Below are 17352 nucleotides of genomic sequence, written 5' to 3' on the forward strand. Positions count from 1 at the left end.
TAATTACTAATAGATTAATAATGTATCAGTAGTGTTACTTGAATGTTTCTGTAACGTTACAAAAAAGGGTATTTAACTGTTTGAATCGTAATGTAGTTATGAAAATATAATCTTATTGTGTGTGAAGTCGTATATATAGGGGTGATTTTAATGAAATAAAGATATAATTGTTACAAAATAAGTTGTAGTATGGAAAAAATTACGCCTTGAATTTGTTCTTTTACATATTATTTTTGCAATAATAGGATTGTAGGATAGTGGTAATGCGAAATGAAAGTTGCAAGGATAAAAAGATAATCGCAACATGAAACATATATAATAGAAGAAACATGATTTAAAGGGATGATATCGTTATGAATTGTTTCACGAATTGCAGTAGAATTATCCCGCTATTTGTGGGCAGTAAAACTCCCACCTCAAAATTTGGCTGGAGCAAAGAAGTTAGGTGGGAGACTAACTGCCAATAAACGCCCGATTGGTGAAGGCTAATACTCAGAGGGGGATGAACAAAACTCCCAATGAGTATAGTTTCACTTTATATAATAGAAGTTAGAGGTTCTTATTTTTGTCAAAACGTCGATAAAATTACATTTGCCTTCAATAAAATAAAAAACGTAGGAGTGTAAACTCCTACGTTTTTTATTTACTCATATCGTAAACATTCAATTGGATCAAGTTTTGCAGCTTTGTTAGCTGGAAGTAGACCGAATGCAATACCAATTAGCATTGAAATACCTACTGAAAGAAGTCCAAGTTCTTTTGAGATAACGAGTGGCCATCCGGCAAAGATTGAGACGATCCAAGCGAAGAAGATACCAAGCATGAATCCGATGAAACCACCGAGTCCCGTTAAAATACACGATTCGATTAAGAATTGCGTTAATACTTTACCGCGTGTTGCACCAAGTGCTTTACGAATACCAATCTCACGTGTACGTTCTGTTACAGATACAAGCATGATGTTCATTACACCGATACCACCAACAAGTAAGGAGATAGCAGCGATACCACCGAATACCATTTTCATCATACCGATTGATTCATCTAGTTGCTTCGTAAATTCACCCATATCTTGAGCTTCGAATTTATGCTCAAATTTAGGAGCTTTCATTTCGTTTAGAACAGAAGCGGCTTGTTTTTCTACACTTTTACGTTCTGCTGGTGAAGTTAATATTAATCTTACAGAGTCATACTCAGTTACTCCTGAGATTACAGGAGCGTTTTCAAGTGATGTATAACCTTCTGACATAGCCATTCCGAAATCATTTTTTGCTTCATACACACCGACTACTTTATATGGCTTTCCTTTTATATCAGTGTATAAATTTGATTCCCAACCATTAAACAATTTGTTGAAAGCTTCTTCATTTAAAATAACAGCAGGGATTGCTTGCTTTAATTCACTATCATTTAATTCACGACCGTGAACTAATTTTATTTTCGCATCTGTCATAAAGGCGCCTGTTCCACCTTTTAAATCAAGAGAGACATCCTTTGAACCAGAAGATGCTTTTACTTTCATACTTACATCGGGATAAACATCTTTAACGCCTGGCACAGTTTGAAGACGTTTTAACATATCAGCTGTAATTTTGGCACTATCAGTTCCGTAATCAGGGTTGTTGTAGTAAATCGTTACTTCCGTATCTTTTCCTTGGCCTAACTCTTTTTTAAACTTTGCATTTGTACCATCACCCATTGAAATGATAGTAATAATGGCGCTAATACCAATAATAATACCTAGCATTGTTAATATAGAACGCATTTTATGAGCAAAGATAGAGGAAAGGGCCATGCGTATATTTTCACTCGTGTTCAAAATTAACCTCTCCAATCTTGGACGATATTTCCGTCACGAATTACAATTTGACGTGCTGCAGCTTCCCCGATTTCGCGGTCATGGGTAATCATAATGATTGTTGAGCCTTGTTTGTTTAATTCGTAAAAGAGGTCCATAATTTGTGTACTCGTTTTCGTATCAAGTGCACCCGTTGGTTCATCAGCTAAAATGAATTTTGGGTTATTTACAATTGCACGGGCAACGGCGACACGCTGCTTTTGACCACCGGATAATTCGTTTGGTAAGTGAGTAGCTCGATCAGCTAAACCAACTTTTGCTAAAGCGGCTAATGAGCGTTCACGTCTTTCTTTTTTATCGACTCCAGCGTAAATAAGAGGTAGTTCTACATTTTGAAGTGCTGTAAGTCTCGGTAATAACATGAAGTTTTGAAATATGAACCCGATCTCTTTATTACGAACGTGTGCAAGTTCGGTTTCAGACATGTTTGAAATATTTTGTCCCGCTAATTCATACGTACCTGTCGTTGGTTTATCTAAGCAACCGATAATGTTCATTAAAGTTGATTTACCAGAACCAGATGGTCCCATAATAGAAGTAAATTCTCCTTGGTTTAGAGTTACATCAATTCCGTGTAATATTTGAACGGACTCTGCACCATTTTGGAAGGATTTCGTGATGCCTTTTAAGTTAATCATTCAACGACAACCTCCATACCATCTTTTAAGTCTTTTTCAGGTTTAGAGATAATTTGCTCTCCTTTTTTCACTCCAGAAACTTTTGCTTCGCTATCTGTCTCGAATTCAACAGTAACCGCTTGTTCTTTCGCTTTACCATCTTTCACAACGAAGACAACATTTTTGTCACCTTTTTTCACAATACTGCTTTTCGGAACAATCGTACCAGTTGCTTCGCCAGATTTACTTGTTACGTAAACGTGGAAGCCGTTTTGTAATTCTTCACTATTATCTAATGTGACAGTGAATTGATAGTTAGAAACAGTTTTATTTTCGTCCATGCTCTTTAATGGTGTAGAACCGATTTCCGTTACTTTTCCTGTCCAAGTCTTACCAGCGACCGTTTTTGATGAAACAGTTACTTCTTGCCCAACTTTCATACTAGCAAGCTCATATTCAGAAAGTTGACCTTTTACTTTAAATTGACCAGCGTGACGAAGTGTAATGCCACTCATACCTGTTTTTTCATCGGCAGTTTTCACGATATCATCAATTACGCCATCAACAGGGCTCGTTACAGAAAGTGTGTTTACTTTCTCTTTTGCTACTTTAATCATTTCATCAGCTTTTTCTACTTCAAACTTCTTCATTTCAAGTTGTGATTCTAATTGTTGTACTTCAATTTCTGATGCTTTTAATGCTTCAGCGGGAAGGCCTGCATTTTTATCTTTTTGTAATTTTTGTTTCGCTGCATCAATTTGTTTTTGGAACAATGTTACTTCTTTTTGTGCGATTTTCTTTTGCATTTCTGCTTCTGTTACACCTTGTTTAGCAGTAGGGTCATTATATTTAAATAGAAGCTGACCTTTTTTCACTTCATCACCTTTTTTAACAGCTAATTCATACGTACCTTTTGTTGGATCGAATGAAATTGTTTCAATACCATTTGGAATAACTTCGCCGCCAAATTTTTGTGCATTTTCAATTTGTTTTTCCGTAATTTTATAACCGCTATATGCCATTGCTACTTCTGAACTACCGCCAGCAAATGCAAAATATGATCCAGCTGCAATTCCGATCGCTACTACACTAGTAATTAACACTTTATTTTTCTTCTTCATCTATTTATCACCTTTTCGTTCGTTTTAGTATCTACATTAAGTATAGAAGAGGTGAAGAATATGACAAATCGTTTTAGCTTACAATAACCTTACAGTTTTGTAAGGTATAAATATGTAAATGTAAGGTAGAGGTTGTCCTAGTTTAAGCAAATGAATTGACTCGTTGTTTCTTTCTTACAATAATATTGTATGAAGGAGAGGAGGAAGGAAGATGGAAGCTTATTTTAGTGCGTATCCATTAAAAACATTTATTCCATACTCAAGGCAACATGCCATTATATTATTTATTATGTTGGTGGGGATAGTTTTTCTATATCAATACCAAGATGTATTACGCCAAAGTGAGTGGAATATAACGGTTCGATATGCGATTGCATTTCTATTTGTAGGAAGTGAGATTGGACTTCATATGTGGGAATGGAAAGCGGGTATTTTTGAGCTAGGCACTTCATTACCATTTGAGTTATGTACGATAAGTTTATTGTTAGCGGCGATTATGATTGTAACGAAAAGTTATCGAATATATGAGATTGTATTTTTTACAGGAATTATTGGTGCATCACAAGCCATTTTAACGCCGAACGTGCAATATGCTTTTCCGCATTTTCGTTTCATTGAGTTTTTTATCGCACATATATTGCTCATTTGGGCACCGCTCTTTATGACTTGGGTGGAAGGATATCGTCCAACATTACAATCTATTAAGCGTACGATGATATTTTTAAACATCTTAATTCCTATCGTTTCGTTTGTGAATTTTAAAACAGGTGGAAATTATATGTTTTTAGCTCATAAGCCAGAAACTGCTTCATTACTTGATATGTTAGGTCCGCATCCTTACTATATTATTTCATTGGAAATTGCGGCTTTGATTGGATGTTTTATTTTGTATATGCCGTTTGCGAAAAGAGAAAAGCATGTGCATACGGAATCGCTGGGATCATAACCTAGCGATTTTTTATGTTTGAATATTTACAATTCAGAAAATTAAGAATAAAATTAAGGGGTAAATCATAGAGAGAGAAGGGGAAAAATGGTAAAGAAAGTTTTTTTGAATGGGATGGAAATGACAATTCAATTTATCATTTCAATTTTGGGTATTATTTTTTTAGGGGCACTGCCGAAATTATTTTATGGATTTGAGCTGAATGTATCAGCGTACATAAAGAGTCTAAAAGAAGTATTTGCGAAATTAATGGATATTTCCAATATGCAATATGCAAGTGATAAATTTTTATTTCCACAGTTGTTTGTTCATTATAAAGAAACAATGGCTATTTTCTTGGCTGCATTTTGCATTTCATTATTAGTAGCATTTTGTATCGTTTATATGATTATGAGTAGTTCACCGCGTATACAACATCGAATTAAATCGTTTCTCATCTTTCTAGAATCCATTCCAGACATTCTTCTTATTTTAGGATCACAACTTTTAGTTATATGGTTTTTTAAACAGACAGGCTTTTTACCTTTTAAAATTGCGGCAATTGGAGGCGAGTCCATTAGAGGATTGCCGATATTTTGTTTGAGCATCCCGACTACGATTATGTTTGTAAAATTGTTAGTGCTTCGTTTTGAAAATGAACTAGAAAAAGATTATGTATTATTTGCTAAGGCAAAGGGGCTGGATCGCGTTCATATTTTAAACCGCCATATTTTACGAAATGTGTTGCTTAGTACACTTTTCTTTGCAAAAACGAATATTTGGTTCATGTTATCAAATTTATATATTATAGAATGGATTTTTAATACGAGAGGTATTTTTATGTTTTTGAAATCATATCCGGATATTAGGATTGAGGTTTTCATCGTTAGTGTGCTGCTTATTTATATTCCAATTTTTATTTTATTTAAACTGTTTCATTATCTCGTTCCAGCTGCGATGAAGGAGAGATTATAATATGTGGACGTATATAAAACGTGATAAAAGGTTTTGGATAAGCATTGGATTTCTTCTCATATTAGTTCTTTTGAGCATCGGAAATACGATATGGAATGATGGACAGATTAGAAAAGTTACACTGCAATACGATGCGGCTGGAAACCCAGAAGTGCCACCGTTTTCACCTTCATTACAATTTTTACTCGGGACAGACCGGAATGGATATGACCTTTTACATTTAGTAATTGAGGGAGCAAAGTGGACGATTGGAATATCGTTTTTAATCGCATTACTTAGAATGGTAATGGGTGTATTTTTCGGTGTTTTGCTCGGAACATACATAAAAAGAGGCTTTGCAAAGATTGAGGCTTTCTTTGATAGTTTTACAGTCATTCCAACAGTTATGATTGCGTATTTCTTTCTTCAATCTGTTAATAGATTTGGAAGTGGAGAGGAAACAACAACTTTTTTTGAAAGAGCTTCGTTCCAAGTAGTATTACTTGTACTGCTTGCGATGCCAGTTATTGCACTATATGTTGCGAATGAAGTTCGTAAATTGAGAACGGAAGAATTTATTGATGCTGCGCGTATATTAGGTGGATCAAGAAGACATATAGTTATAAAACATATTTTTCCACATCTCTATATGACGTTTATACTCGTATTTCTTCAACAGTTTACTCAAACCTTGACCATTTTACTTCATTTAGGGTTACTTGAGGTGTTTTTTGGAGGGACGGTCCAGTTTGGTGGACCGATTCGAGGGATAAAAGAAATAGATTCTTACACGCATGAATGGTCAGGTTTAATAGGAGTGTACTTTAGATCCTTAACAGTGCATCCGTGGATTCCTCTTGTCCCAATTACATTTTTCGGGCTTACTATTTTTTCAGGAAATATGATTGTAAAAAGTATAGAAGAAGCGATGATGAAAGTAAGGTTAGGGGGAGAGAGAAAGAAAACAGTTTTAGAAGAGGAACAATCTGCTGTGCAGTCAAAAGAAGAGTTATTTACTTTTAAACATACGATGTGAAGAGCCTAGGAAACTAGGTTCTTTTATTTTGTTATATTACAATATCGTAAGAGAGATGTAATGAAAATCGATAGGGAGGAAGTTTTTTTTCGTATACACTGCATGTATAGAGACATAGGGGAGCGGGTGAAGGTATACGATGGATTTTTTAGAAGTATCAAAGCGTAGTATAAAACGAAATATAAAAGATTATTTTCTATACTTTATTTCTTTAGTTGGCAGCATTATTATTTATTTTACATTCGTATCGATTAAACGAAATGAAAGTGTAGTAGCGCTTTTGAAAGAATCGGATAAGGTGGAAACGACATTTACGTTTGCACAAATTTTGTTGATTATCTTTTTAACGATTTTTATTTTTTATTGTAATAGCTTCTTTTTGCGAAAGAAGAAAAAAGAAATTGCGTTATACAGTTTATTAGGAATTCGTAAAGAGGAAATTGCTAAGTTACTCTTTTATGAAACATTATTAGTTGGTGCTGCGGCAAGTGTATTAGGTATTATTTCTGGTTTATTTATAGCGAATATATGTGCAGGGCTTCTTGTGAAGTTAATGGGAAGTGCGTTTACTTTTACATTTACGATTTCATTTTTATCTATAGTAGAAGTTCTTATAACGATAGGTGCGATTTTCTTTATTGCATCATGGAAAAGTAAAAAGTTAATTTATGAGCATCGTTTAGTTGAATTACTATATGGTGAAAATCAGAAAGAAGAGGCACCTACGTATTCAAGTAAGAAGGCAAAACGAGCGATTGTTTTATTAATTACAGGTTATATAATTGCATTACTCACACAAGTTTTTGGATTTGGAGCAATTTTTATTACAGGTCTACTTATTTTTGGGTGTATTGTAAAAGGTACGTTTTTACTATTCGAGCAGTATACAGTGAAATCACTCGATAAAATAAAGGGAGATAAAACGAAATATTGGAATGGAACGAACATTTTATCGATTTCTTCCTTGTTCTTCAGAATAAAAGGAAATGTAAAGATGCTTGCGCTATTATCTTTATTAAGTGCAGTGACACTATGTACAATTGGAATTAGTTCTAGTATGTATTATGGAGCGCAGAAAACGGCGACATTAATGAATTCAGTTAGTTATGAGTATGTAACAACTGGAAAGGAGTTAGATAAGAAAGTTAGAAAAGAAATTCAAAAACATGAGTTAGGAATCAAAAATGAAACGTCTGTAGCTATGCTCTCTATGAAAGGAAAGATAGAGGGAGAACAAATACTAACTGGGTACTTAATAGGGAATGGTAATGTACAAGTTATAAAAGTGTCGGATTATAATAAATCAGCTTCTATGTTAGGTAATAAACAAGTTATTCTAGGTTCTGAAAAGGAAGTTGTTTTATTAGATCCGTATAAATCATATAACATAGAAAAGAATTCGCTTGAAGGAAACGACGTATCCTTCGAAGGGATGAAGAATGGTATAACAATCGTTGATCATCGTGAGGAAACAATTGTGAGTGCGAAACTTGCACCAGTTGGACTTGTTGTTCAAGATTCGTTATTTAATAAGCTGCAGCAAGGAAATGCTGTTTCAACAGTTAGCGGATTTATCGTTGAAGGAAACGGTAGTAGAGAGCTAACGAAAGAGCTAGAGACTATTCTTTTTAAGGAAGCGAAATTCCAATCATTTGAACAGGCGAGTCAAGCTGAGTTGCAAGATGGTGCAGTGCTGTTATTTGCAAGTATATTCTTAGGGATTGTCTTTATTCTTGCAACGGGTTGTATTTTATACTTTAAACAAATAACAGAAGCGATGGCAGAGCGACCAGCTTACGAAATGTTAAAGAAAATTGGACTAACGAAAAGAGAAGCAACAGAGTCTGTAAGAAAGCAAGTAGGTGCAATTTTCTTAGTACCATTACTCCTTGCGATTTGTCATACATTCTTTGCATTTTTAAGTTTGATGGGCTTTACAGGAATGTTCGAATATAGTCTTCCGTTACTAGGTAGTATAGGAGTGTATGTCATGATTTACTTTAGTTACTATATGTTAACGGTTCGATCGTACACAAATACAGTATTCAGCGATAGAAAATAAAAAGAAGCAAGCATGGATTTCATGCTTGCTTCTTTTCTATTTTGTAGAAACTTCACCTTCAGCTGCTGTTTGAGGAATAAAGTATCCGATTATACCACCGATTATTGCTGGAACGATCCAGCCGATTCCTAAGTTATAAAAAGGAATTGTGTGTACGATATTAGCGATAAAGCTTGGTATCATTCCCACATTATCAAGTGCATGAATACAGCTAATAATGAATGCCACGATCATCGCTCCGATATAGACAGAAGGTTTACGTTTCGTATATTTATCAATAAATGATACGAAAATTAAAATGATTGTAATTGGATATAAAATAATTAATACAGGTAATGTAATTTTAATTAATAAGCTTAAGCCTAAGTTTGAAATGATGAAGCTAAAGATACAAACGTATAGTACCAGTTTCTTGTATGAAACATTCGTTAACACTGTTGCGAAATAGTTTGCGAATGCACTTACAACACCGATTGCAGTCGTTAAACAAGCAAAGATAATTGCGATACTTAATAAAACATTCCCGCTTGTCCCAAAGAATTGATACATAACAGTAGCTAATAGCTGACCACCGTTTTCGAATTGTCCTAAGTTTCCGTTTGAAGCACCGATATAACCGAGTAAGAAATAAACAATTGTTAAGAATAGGGCAGCAATGCTTCCGCAAATAATTGTATATTTCGCAATCGATTTCTTATCTTGTATACCGTTTTGACGAATTGCATTTACAACAATTGTTGATAATACGAGAGCTCCGATTGCATCTAATGTTAAAAAGCCTTCGAGAAATCCTTTGAAGAATGGAATTTCTTTATAGTCACCAACAGGTTCTGCAAATGATCCTGGTGAAAGAATCGCTTTTGTTGCCATAATTGCAATAATTACAAGTAAAATGGGTGTTAATATTTTACCGATATGATCTACTAATTTTGATGGATTTAATGATAAGAAGTAGACGACTGTAAAGAAAATCGCACTAAAGACTAACATAGAGTACCATTGATCTGGGAATAGTGGTGCAATCCCAATTTCGTAAGATACAGATCCAGTTCGTGGAATAACAAATAGTGGGCCGATTGAAAGATAAATAATGATAGCGAATACTGCTGCGAATTTTGGGTGAACACGGCTCGCTAAAGTATTAAAACTACCACCAGCAAGGGCAACAGCGACGATAGCTAGTAAAGATAAACCGACATCTGTAATAATAAATCCTGTAATGGAAACCCACATGTTTTCTCCGGAAGAAAGACCGAGAAGAGGCGGGAAAATCATATTACCAGCACCGAAGAAAACTGCGAATAGTAATAAACTAATCGAAAGTATTTGCGCTGGTTTTAAAGTTGTACGCATATAAAGAAAAGCCTCCTAATGAGCGTTTTTTTGTCGAAAATTCAAATAATTTGTCGATTGACTGTTATTATTTTAAAGGTCTGATGACTAGAAAGCAAGAGGGAATTTTAAAAATATTTTAAAATAATGCGTAAAATTGAATAAATATACTATTTATATGTTAATGCAGGAAGAATTTCACTTTTAACGTAAAAAAACACATATCGCTAGGATATGTGTATTAAAAATAAATTTGCCTATCACGTTCTTCTTTTAAAATTTCTACAGCCTCTCGGAAACGCTGTGAATGGACAATTTCTCGTTCGCGTAAAAAGCGTAAGCTATCATTTATATCGGGATCGTCTGATAAATCAATTAGCCATTGATAAGTCGCTCGTGCTTTTTCTTCAGCTGCAATATCCTCGTATAAATCTGCGATAGGATCTCCTTTCGCTTGAATGTAAGTGGCAGTAAAAGGAACACCACCTGCATTATGGTAAAACAAGGCGCTGTCATGATTCGCATAATGCGCGTCTAATCCGGCAGCTTTCATTTGTTCAGGTGTTGCATCTTTTGTTAATTTATAAATCATTGTAGCAATCATTTCTAAATGTGCGAACTCTTCTGTACCAATATCGGTTAGTAAGCCAACGACTTTATCAGGAATTGTATAACGTTGATTTAAGTAGCGAAGAGCAGCGGCTAATTCACCGTCCGCACCACCGTACTGTTCAACTAATAATTTTGCGAGTGCTGGATTACAAGTACTCACCTTAACAGGATACTGTAATTTTTTTTCATAAATCCACATAGTTTCTCTCCTTCATATTTGCCATGGCCACGGTCCTTTGCTCCATTCCCATGGAGCGTTAGAATAACTGTTTCCAAACTGCTGAAGTGGTCCGTATCTTTCTTCAATTTTTTGTTTTAATACTCTTCGTTTATAAGAAAAATCGTTGAATTGATTTATAGCTTTAGTATCGTCGGGATGCGTATCTAAATAGAGAGTAAGTTCAACTAATACAAAGTCTAATTCTTGCAGCTCTTCAATCCATTTGTAATATTCATCAGGCAATGTTTGTGTCACGTTTTTATTCACCGTCCTTTTTTGTAAGGATTTTCATAATAATCATAAAAAGCAGGCCATAAAGTCCCTTTTCTTAAAGCTTCTTTTGGTGTGAATTGGGGTAAATTAGTTGGTTGAAAACCCATATATAAGTGCGGGGGAGTTGAATAATATTTCTTTCCAATTGGAGGACAAGGATCGTTTGGACCATGATAAGGTATGTAGGATTTCATGAATTTATCCATGTTACACGCCTCCTTTATAAATGAAATATTCATCACTACGTATTATATTCGTACATAATTGCAAATTATGACTCATATAGAAAACTAAGAGGGACAGGGGGAGTACGGATGGAAAGTATTACGACATGCATTGTATTAGAATCTAAAAACTTAAAGGAAACATTATATTTTTATGAAGGAATTTTAGGTTTTAAACCGAGCGAGGAGAGGCCGCAATTACGTGTAACAGGTGTTTGGTATGATATTGGTTCGACGAGAATTTGTTTTGTTGTAAACAGGGGATTGGGAGAGTATAGAGAGACTGTCACATCATCAGCTACAGAGATATTTTTAAGAACCTCAGATATCGAGCGGATAAAGAAAAAATTAGAGTTTTATCATATATCATTTGTGGAAGATTGCTGTGGTGAAGAAGTAAGAATAACTTTCTATGACCCAGATCGTTTTAAACTCCAATTTGTATTAAAAGAGAATACAGAATAGCTTCTTTTGTAATGTAATAATCTTAATGGCGAATGAAAAAAATATTGACAAGCCCCTCCAAATATCTTAATGTGATTGTATAAAATTGTGTATCTAAAGGGGAGTAACTTATTACAGTAAAGTCGTCATTACAGGGAGAAACCCTCGGCTTTATTGGCAACGTTTCGTTGTTAGTGAGACCTTTACCAGCAATGGTAAAGGCCCCTTATTGTCTTTTTAGGACCCTTACCATATTTGGTAGGGTCCTTTTTGTATACAAAGAGAGGAGATAGAAAATGAAAAAACTTTTTAGTAGATTAAGAGTTGTATTTCATGTCCGCCGTTTTGTTCCATTCCTATTTGACTTTTTTACTTCAAAAGAGGTTTCAATAAAGAAGAAAATTTTATCTATTGCTTTTTTAGTTGGTTATGTAGCGATGCCGCTCGATTTAATTCCAGACTTCCTACCGTTCATTGGTATTTTAGATGATATTGGAATTGTGTTATTTATTTTGAACCGAATTGTAAAGATGGCGCCAGTTCAATTACAAGAAAAGCATAAAGTAAACGTAGGATAGGAGTTGAAAATATGGAGCAAATTATTTTAGATATAATCGAGTTTTTAAAGCAGTTTTCTTATTTTGGAGTTGTGTTAGCATTAACGTTTGAATTTATTCCAGCAGAAGTAGTTTTGCCCATGGTTGGGTATTGGGTATATGAGGGAGATATGAATTTTTGGCTAGCTGTATTAGCTGGAACGCTTGGCGGAACGACAGGACCTTTAACGTTATATGCGCTCGGGTATTACGGTGGTCGTCCTCTATTAATAAAATACGGGAAATACTTCTTCATTAAAGAAGAACAAATTCAAAAAGCAGATGATTTCTTTGAAAAATATGGACCGGTTGTAGCATTTGTTGGACGCTTTGTGCCAGGAGTTCGAACGCTTATTTCCGTTCCATGTGGTATGGCGAAAATGAACATATGGAAATTTAGCATATATACATTTGTAGCAATGTTCCCATTAACGACTTTGTATATTTATTTTGGAATGAAATTAGGTCCGCATTGGGAAAAAGCAGCGGGTGTTGTTGGACAATATATGCTACCGATATTAGTAGGCGTGCTAATTATTGTAGGTGGTATCTTAATCTATAAATATATGAAAAAGAGGGACAAAACGGAATCTATTTAAAGATAAAGGTGCGTAATTTTTGGTGAATATAGATGAATAATACAGGCAAAGGACTCTAAAGGACATACACATATAAGGAATAAGAAAGAGAGAGGGGAAATTTTTATGGCTTGTGAATGCTCAGGAACAGCGTTAACGTGTTGTCCAGATAAAAATTTTGTACAAGATAAAGTGTGTAGTCCATGGTCAGGAACTGTAGTTGCAACTGCAATTACAAATGTGCTGTATAACAATAATATTAATCAAAATATGATTGGAACAGGGTTTGTTAGGTATGACGTCGGGCCAGGTCCAATCACGCTGACAGTTTTAGATGCAACAGGAGCTACACTTGATACACAAACATTAAATCCTGGAACGAGTATTGCTTTTACGTACCGTCGTTTTCAGACAATTGAAGTAACTTTACCTGCTGGAACAGCTGGAACATATCAAGGAGAGTTTTGTATAACAACACGTTATCCACTTTCATAAGAGAAAAGGAGAGGACTAAGATGTGCAATTCTAACTTATCATGCTGTTCCAGTAAAACACTTGTACAAGATCAGGTGTGTATAGATTGGGCTGCTACTGGTGCGGTAACTGAAACGGTATATACGAATAATATTACGCAAGATTTGTATGCATCTGGTTATGTAAAATATGATGTAGGTGTAAATCCAATTACAGTAAACTTTCTAGTGGGAGCGACAGTAGTTAATACAATTACTGTACAACCACAAAGTAGTGGCTCTTTTACAGTAAGGTATTTTACTACTATTCAAATCGTAACAACAGGAACGGCAACGAGCCAAGGGCAATTATGCCTTACGGTACGTTACCCGATTTCATAAGGAAAAGCATACCGTAATGGTATGCTTTTTTTATATAGTTTGTAAGTTGAGATAGTAAAGAATTTTATAAACAAAATGAGAATTGGCAACAATATTTTCCCTCTATATATTGAGTTGGGTTATTTGGAATATTAATGATTGTCACAGATTGTAATGATTGACCTGTATATGACATTGTGTTGCCAGGATAGACAGTAAAAGTATTTGTCACCTGCCCAATAATTTGAACGGTAACCCCTCCAGTACTACTAGTGCTATTATACACAGAAATGGTACCTGATATTTTAAGTAAACCATCTCCTTCCCATAAAACTAATGTGGAATTTTCAGAAGGTGGAGGGATTTCTTTTGTTATAAAAAAATTACCAGCAAATTCATTCGTGACTAGTTCACAGCTTGGTGGTTTAGGTGGATTAGGTGGATCGTAGGGAGGGCAGATGATAGATAAAGGGGCATAGCAGCCGATATTTTTTTTACAAGCCATTAATAGTTCCTCCCTTCATAGCTACTATTTATTACTATTAAATGTTGTAAAGCGATAGGTTGTGTTAATAAAGGGGCGAAAAATTTCACGAAAGATGTTTAATAGGCTTACAGCTCATAATAAGTTATGAGAGTCTGTAAGACAAAAGGTGGTTGTATAAGATAATACAAGTAATGTGGGATGTCACACAAAATTGACTGTATATTTACAAAACTTAAATAAATTTCATTCTTAGTTTAAACGAAATTAATATGCGTTCGATACAATAATCATTGTAATTAATTCATTATATGAGGAGGATTCACGTGGAAAGAACTGCTTTACGAAAAGTAAAAGGCCTTATTGGAGTATTAATGGTTTTTGTATTAGCTTTTGTATCATTGCCGTGGAATACACCAGTCAAAGCGGAAGAGAAAAAACAAGAAAAGTCGCCAAGTGAGAAGAAGCTTGTTTTTCCAGTTGTAAGTGATGTGCATATTAAAGATAATGAAACGGATGGTATGTTCCGCTGGAAACGAGCGATTGAGCAATTTAATACGCTTGCACCAAAGCAAGATGCGTTTGTCATTGTAGGTGATTTTACTGATTCGGGTTCAGTAAAGCAATATGATCGTTTTATGCAAGTGTATAATGACAATGCAAATAAAGATGCGGTACGAATGAATTCTCTAGGTAATCATGATTATTGGAACGGTTTATCTGTAGAGGGAGCGCAGAAGCGTTTCTTAGAAAAGACAGGAATGGAATCGATTTATTATCATAAAGTGGTAAAAGGCTATCATTTTATCGTAATGTCTCCAGAAAATGAAACGACACATGGGTATTATTCGGACAAGCAAATTAATTGGTTAAAAGAAGAAATGGCAAAGGCACAAAAAGATGATCCGGAAAAACCGATTTTTGTGTTTTTACATCAACATATTAAAGATACAGTGTACGGTAGTCAAGAATGGGGAACGAAAGATAGTGCGAAAATTAATGCGGTATTAAAAGAATACCCACAAGTAATTACGTTTTCAGGTCATTCACATTATCCGTTAGATGATCCAAGATCGATTCATCAAAAAGACTTTACGTCTGTTGGAACATCTTCTGTAAGCTATATGGAAGTTGAAGGCGGTAAAGTACAAGGGAATATCCCGCCAGGAGCTAGTACATTAAGCCAAGGTTTATTAGTAGAGGTAGATGATAAAGAAGTAACAATTAATCGCCGTGATTTCCATACAAATTCTTGGACAGGCGAGCCATGGAAAATTCAGTTGCCATCAAAGAAAGAAACATTTACGCATGTAGAAGATCGTGATAAAGAAAAGCCATACTTTGCGAAGGATGCAAAGCTTGCTGTATCAAATGTAACGGAAAATGCAGCAACAGTAACATTCCCGCAAGCGGTGGATAACCTTCTTGTTCATTCTTATCGCTTGCAAGCAAAGGATAAACAAACAGGTGAGATTAAAAATAAGCTATTAGCGTTCTCTGAGTTTTATCGTGATCCAGTGCCGAAAGAACTTACATTTACGCTTGCTGGATTAGATGGCGGGAAAACATATACACTTGAAGTGGTTGCGATTGATTCGTTTGGCAATGAAAGTGCGCAACCGTTAACTGCAGAAATTACAACGAAAAAAGATAATATTGATCCGAATGTGAAAGTACCAAAGGCGGACGTTTTTGATGTGAATTTCTTAGATGGTACATTTAAAGATAACTCACCGTTTGGAACAAAAGGTGATGTGAAAGGGAATGTATCTATTGCATATGATAAAGCGTTGAAAACAAATGTAATGAAATTAAATGGAAAAGCAAATACATTTGGTTATCTTCCATTTTCAGCGGCACAAAAAGAAAAAGTAGCAAATTCATTTACGTTAGAAACTGTATTTTCGATGAATGAAATTCGTGGACAAGGAATTTTACAAAATACAGAGAGCGGCGGAATTGGTTTTGAATCTACAGGAAATGGATATGTAGAACTATGGGCTCATATTGGCGGAAGCTATAAACGTGTTGGCGTTCAATTAGCAGCAAACAAAACGTATCATTTAACAGGAACGTATAACGGAAGTGAAGTAGCAATTTATGTAGATGGTAAAAAAGTAAATAGTCAGCCAGCTAGTGGGAAAGTATATCACCCGAACGTACCATTTACACTTGGTGCAGATCCAGATAGCAACGGAAATGGCGGTATTCCGTTAAATGGACAAATTGCGTTAGCAAAATTATATAGTAAAGCATTAAGTTCTTCAGAAGTATTAGCAGCGTATAATGAGTTTTTTAATCGTACGAAGTTAGAGCAAGTAAACGCGTTATATGAAGAGAGTGGAAAAGTGAAAGAAGTGTTAGCTGGTACTTATGAATTTGGTGAAAAGCCAGGTCAGTATTCACAAGCAGCTTTTAACGAATTACAAAGAAGTTATGACAATGCAAAGAAAGTGTTTGAGAATATAGCAAGTACAGGAGAACAAATTGTTCAAACGTATAATGAATTAAAAACAGCAAACCAAACATTTGTACAATCAAAGGTAGCAGAAGAACAGCCAAAAACACCGAAAGAAAAATTACAAGTGAATATTGAATCTGCAAAAGCTTTAGTAAAGAAAGCGCAAGATGGAAATGTAACAGACGGTTCTGTTAAATCATTAAGTCAAAAAATCACAGTTGCAGAATCTGTGTTAAAAGATAAAAGTGTAAAAGATGAGTATGTGGAATCAATGAATCGTACGCTAGAGCACGCTATTTCACTGGTTGAAAAAAGCATCAACAAATAAGGTATAAGAAAAAGAAGCTTATCATGATAGGCTTCTTTTTTGTTATACTAAAAGTAGTATAACAAAAGGGAGCGAATAATTTGGAAGAGAAAAAGCTAAAGAGAATTCTTGAATATGTATGGATCGCCGTTGTGCTCCTTGTAGGATATTATTTATTAAAAGATAAAAGTATATGGGTTCTATTTTTAATGACATTTTTATTAGCGGGATTAGGAACGCTATTTATTAACTTTTTCTTTGATAGTGTAAATGCGTGGAGGAAGAAAAAGAAGGAGACGAAGTAGGGGGAAATAAGTATGCAAAAATTGCAGGTTATGTACTTACTTGCATCGGTATATTTTTCAGTTTACAATCGTTAACTAAAAAACATAATAGACATGAAAATAGCTCGCCA

Annotated in this window: 19 protein-coding genes; 11 read left to right on the forward strand and 8 right to left on the reverse strand. The window is 34.8% G+C overall.

Going from position 1 to position 17352, the window contains the following annotated elements; translation table 11 throughout:
- Positions 1–643: 643 nt before the first annotated feature.
- The 3 genes from JFT89_RS21820 to JFT89_RS21830 are packed head-to-tail and all read right to left on the reverse strand — an operon-like array spanning position 644 to position 3596.
- Entirely contained in the window at positions 644–1795 is a 1152-nt protein-coding gene (locus JFT89_RS21820; RefSeq protein WP_002063918.1) for an ABC transporter permease, read from the reverse strand.
- Positions 1796–1821: 26 nt separating this feature from the next.
- Positions 1822–2496: an ABC transporter ATP-binding protein gene (locus JFT89_RS21825; protein WP_201040568.1), complete on the reverse strand. Its 675-nt coding sequence runs from the start codon at positions 2494–2496 to the stop codon at positions 1822–1824.
- Positions 2493–3596, reverse strand: a complete 1104-nt coding sequence (locus tag JFT89_RS21830; RefSeq protein ID WP_016094727.1) for an efflux RND transporter periplasmic adaptor subunit — start codon at positions 3594–3596, stop codon at positions 2493–2495. The genes JFT89_RS21825 and JFT89_RS21830 overlap by 4 nt, the downstream gene beginning before the upstream one ends.
- Before the next feature lie 211 nt (positions 3597–3807).
- Between JFT89_RS21830 and JFT89_RS21835 the strand changes: the two genes are divergently transcribed.
- From JFT89_RS21835 to JFT89_RS21850, 4 genes are all read left to right on the forward strand, one after another.
- A complete protein-coding gene (locus JFT89_RS21835; protein ID WP_016094726.1) occupies positions 3808–4542 on the forward strand; it encodes a YwaF family protein in 735 nt (244 codons plus the stop codon).
- Between the two features lie 87 nt (positions 4543–4629).
- Positions 4630–5496, forward strand: a complete 867-nt coding sequence (locus JFT89_RS21840) for an ABC transporter permease subunit (protein ID WP_016094725.1) — start codon at positions 4630–4632, stop codon at positions 5494–5496.
- 1 nt (position 5497) lies between these two features.
- Positions 5498–6511, forward strand: a complete 1014-nt coding sequence (locus tag JFT89_RS21845; protein WP_201040569.1) for an ABC transporter permease — start codon at positions 5498–5500, stop codon at positions 6509–6511.
- 139 nt (positions 6512–6650) lie between these two features.
- Entirely contained in the window at positions 6651–8573 is a 1923-nt protein-coding gene (locus JFT89_RS21850) for an FtsX-like permease family protein (protein ID WP_201040570.1), read from the forward strand.
- A gap of 36 nt (positions 8574–8609) precedes the next feature.
- Here JFT89_RS21850 and brnQ2 read toward each other — a convergent pair whose 3' ends face one another.
- The 4 genes from brnQ2 to JFT89_RS21870 all read right to left on the reverse strand — a co-directional run bounded on the left by brnQ2 (position 8610) and on the right by JFT89_RS21870 (position 11216).
- Positions 8610–9926: a branched-chain amino acid transport system II carrier protein BrnQ2 gene (gene brnQ2, locus JFT89_RS21855; RefSeq protein ID WP_201040571.1), complete on the reverse strand. Its 1317-nt coding sequence runs from the start codon at positions 9924–9926 to the stop codon at positions 8610–8612.
- Positions 9927–10146: 220 nt separating this feature from the next.
- A complete protein-coding gene (cotJC, locus tag JFT89_RS21860) occupies positions 10147–10716 on the reverse strand; it encodes a spore coat protein CotJC (protein ID WP_002010774.1) in 570 nt (189 codons plus the stop codon).
- Positions 10717–10728: 12 nt separating this feature from the next.
- Positions 10729–10992, reverse strand: a complete 264-nt coding sequence (locus JFT89_RS21865) for a spore coat protein CotJB (RefSeq protein WP_002063927.1) — start codon at positions 10990–10992, stop codon at positions 10729–10731.
- An 8-nt stretch (positions 10993–11000) separates the two neighbouring features.
- Positions 11001–11216, reverse strand: a complete 216-nt coding sequence (locus JFT89_RS21870) for a spore coat associated protein CotJA (protein ID WP_000357172.1) — start codon at positions 11214–11216, stop codon at positions 11001–11003.
- Between the two features lie 108 nt (positions 11217–11324).
- Between JFT89_RS21870 and JFT89_RS21875 the strand changes: the two genes are divergently transcribed.
- The 5 genes from JFT89_RS21875 (at position 11325) to JFT89_RS21895 (ending at position 13706) form a co-directional block, all read left to right on the forward strand.
- Positions 11325–11699 (forward strand): VOC family protein, encoded by a 375-nt coding sequence (locus tag JFT89_RS21875; protein WP_002063930.1) that lies wholly within the window; start codon positions 11325–11327, stop codon positions 11697–11699.
- Between the two features lie 275 nt (positions 11700–11974).
- Complete coding sequence (locus JFT89_RS21880) at positions 11975–12256, forward strand: YkvA family protein (RefSeq protein WP_002063932.1); 282 nt, start codon at positions 11975–11977, stop codon at positions 12254–12256.
- Positions 12257–12267: 11 nt separating this feature from the next.
- The gene (locus JFT89_RS21885; RefSeq protein ID WP_201040572.1) at positions 12268–12873 is read left to right on the forward strand and encodes a DedA family protein; all 606 of its coding nucleotides are present in this window, start codon (positions 12268–12270) and stop codon (positions 12871–12873) included.
- A gap of 105 nt (positions 12874–12978) precedes the next feature.
- Positions 12979–13347: a DUF3992 domain-containing protein gene (locus tag JFT89_RS21890; protein ID WP_016094719.1), complete on the forward strand. Its 369-nt coding sequence runs from the start codon at positions 12979–12981 to the stop codon at positions 13345–13347.
- 20 nt (positions 13348–13367) lie between these two features.
- Positions 13368–13706: a DUF3992 domain-containing protein gene (locus JFT89_RS21895; RefSeq protein ID WP_016094718.1), complete on the forward strand. Its 339-nt coding sequence runs from the start codon at positions 13368–13370 to the stop codon at positions 13704–13706.
- 64 nt (positions 13707–13770) lie between these two features.
- Here the strand turns inward: JFT89_RS21895 and JFT89_RS21900 are convergent, their stop codons facing one another.
- A complete protein-coding gene (locus tag JFT89_RS21900; RefSeq protein ID WP_002150368.1) occupies positions 13771–14190 on the reverse strand; it encodes an S-Ena type endospore appendage in 420 nt (139 codons plus the stop codon).
- Between the two features lie 305 nt (positions 14191–14495).
- On the opposite strand from JFT89_RS21900, the gene JFT89_RS21905 reads away from it, so the two are divergent.
- Both JFT89_RS21905 and JFT89_RS21910 read left to right on the forward strand, forming a co-directional pair.
- Positions 14496–16958 (forward strand): LamG-like jellyroll fold domain-containing protein, encoded by a 2463-nt coding sequence (locus JFT89_RS21905; protein WP_016094717.1) that lies wholly within the window; start codon positions 14496–14498, stop codon positions 16956–16958.
- A gap of 80 nt (positions 16959–17038) precedes the next feature.
- Entirely contained in the window at positions 17039–17242 is a 204-nt protein-coding gene (locus JFT89_RS21910; RefSeq protein WP_000391508.1) for a hypothetical protein, read from the forward strand.
- Positions 17243–17352 lie beyond the last annotated feature (110 nt).

Origin of the sequence: Bacillus sp. TH25, from assembly GCF_016650935.1 — a bacterium.
Classification (GTDB): domain Bacteria; phylum Bacillota; class Bacilli; order Bacillales; family Bacillaceae_G; genus Bacillus_A; species Bacillus_A mycoides.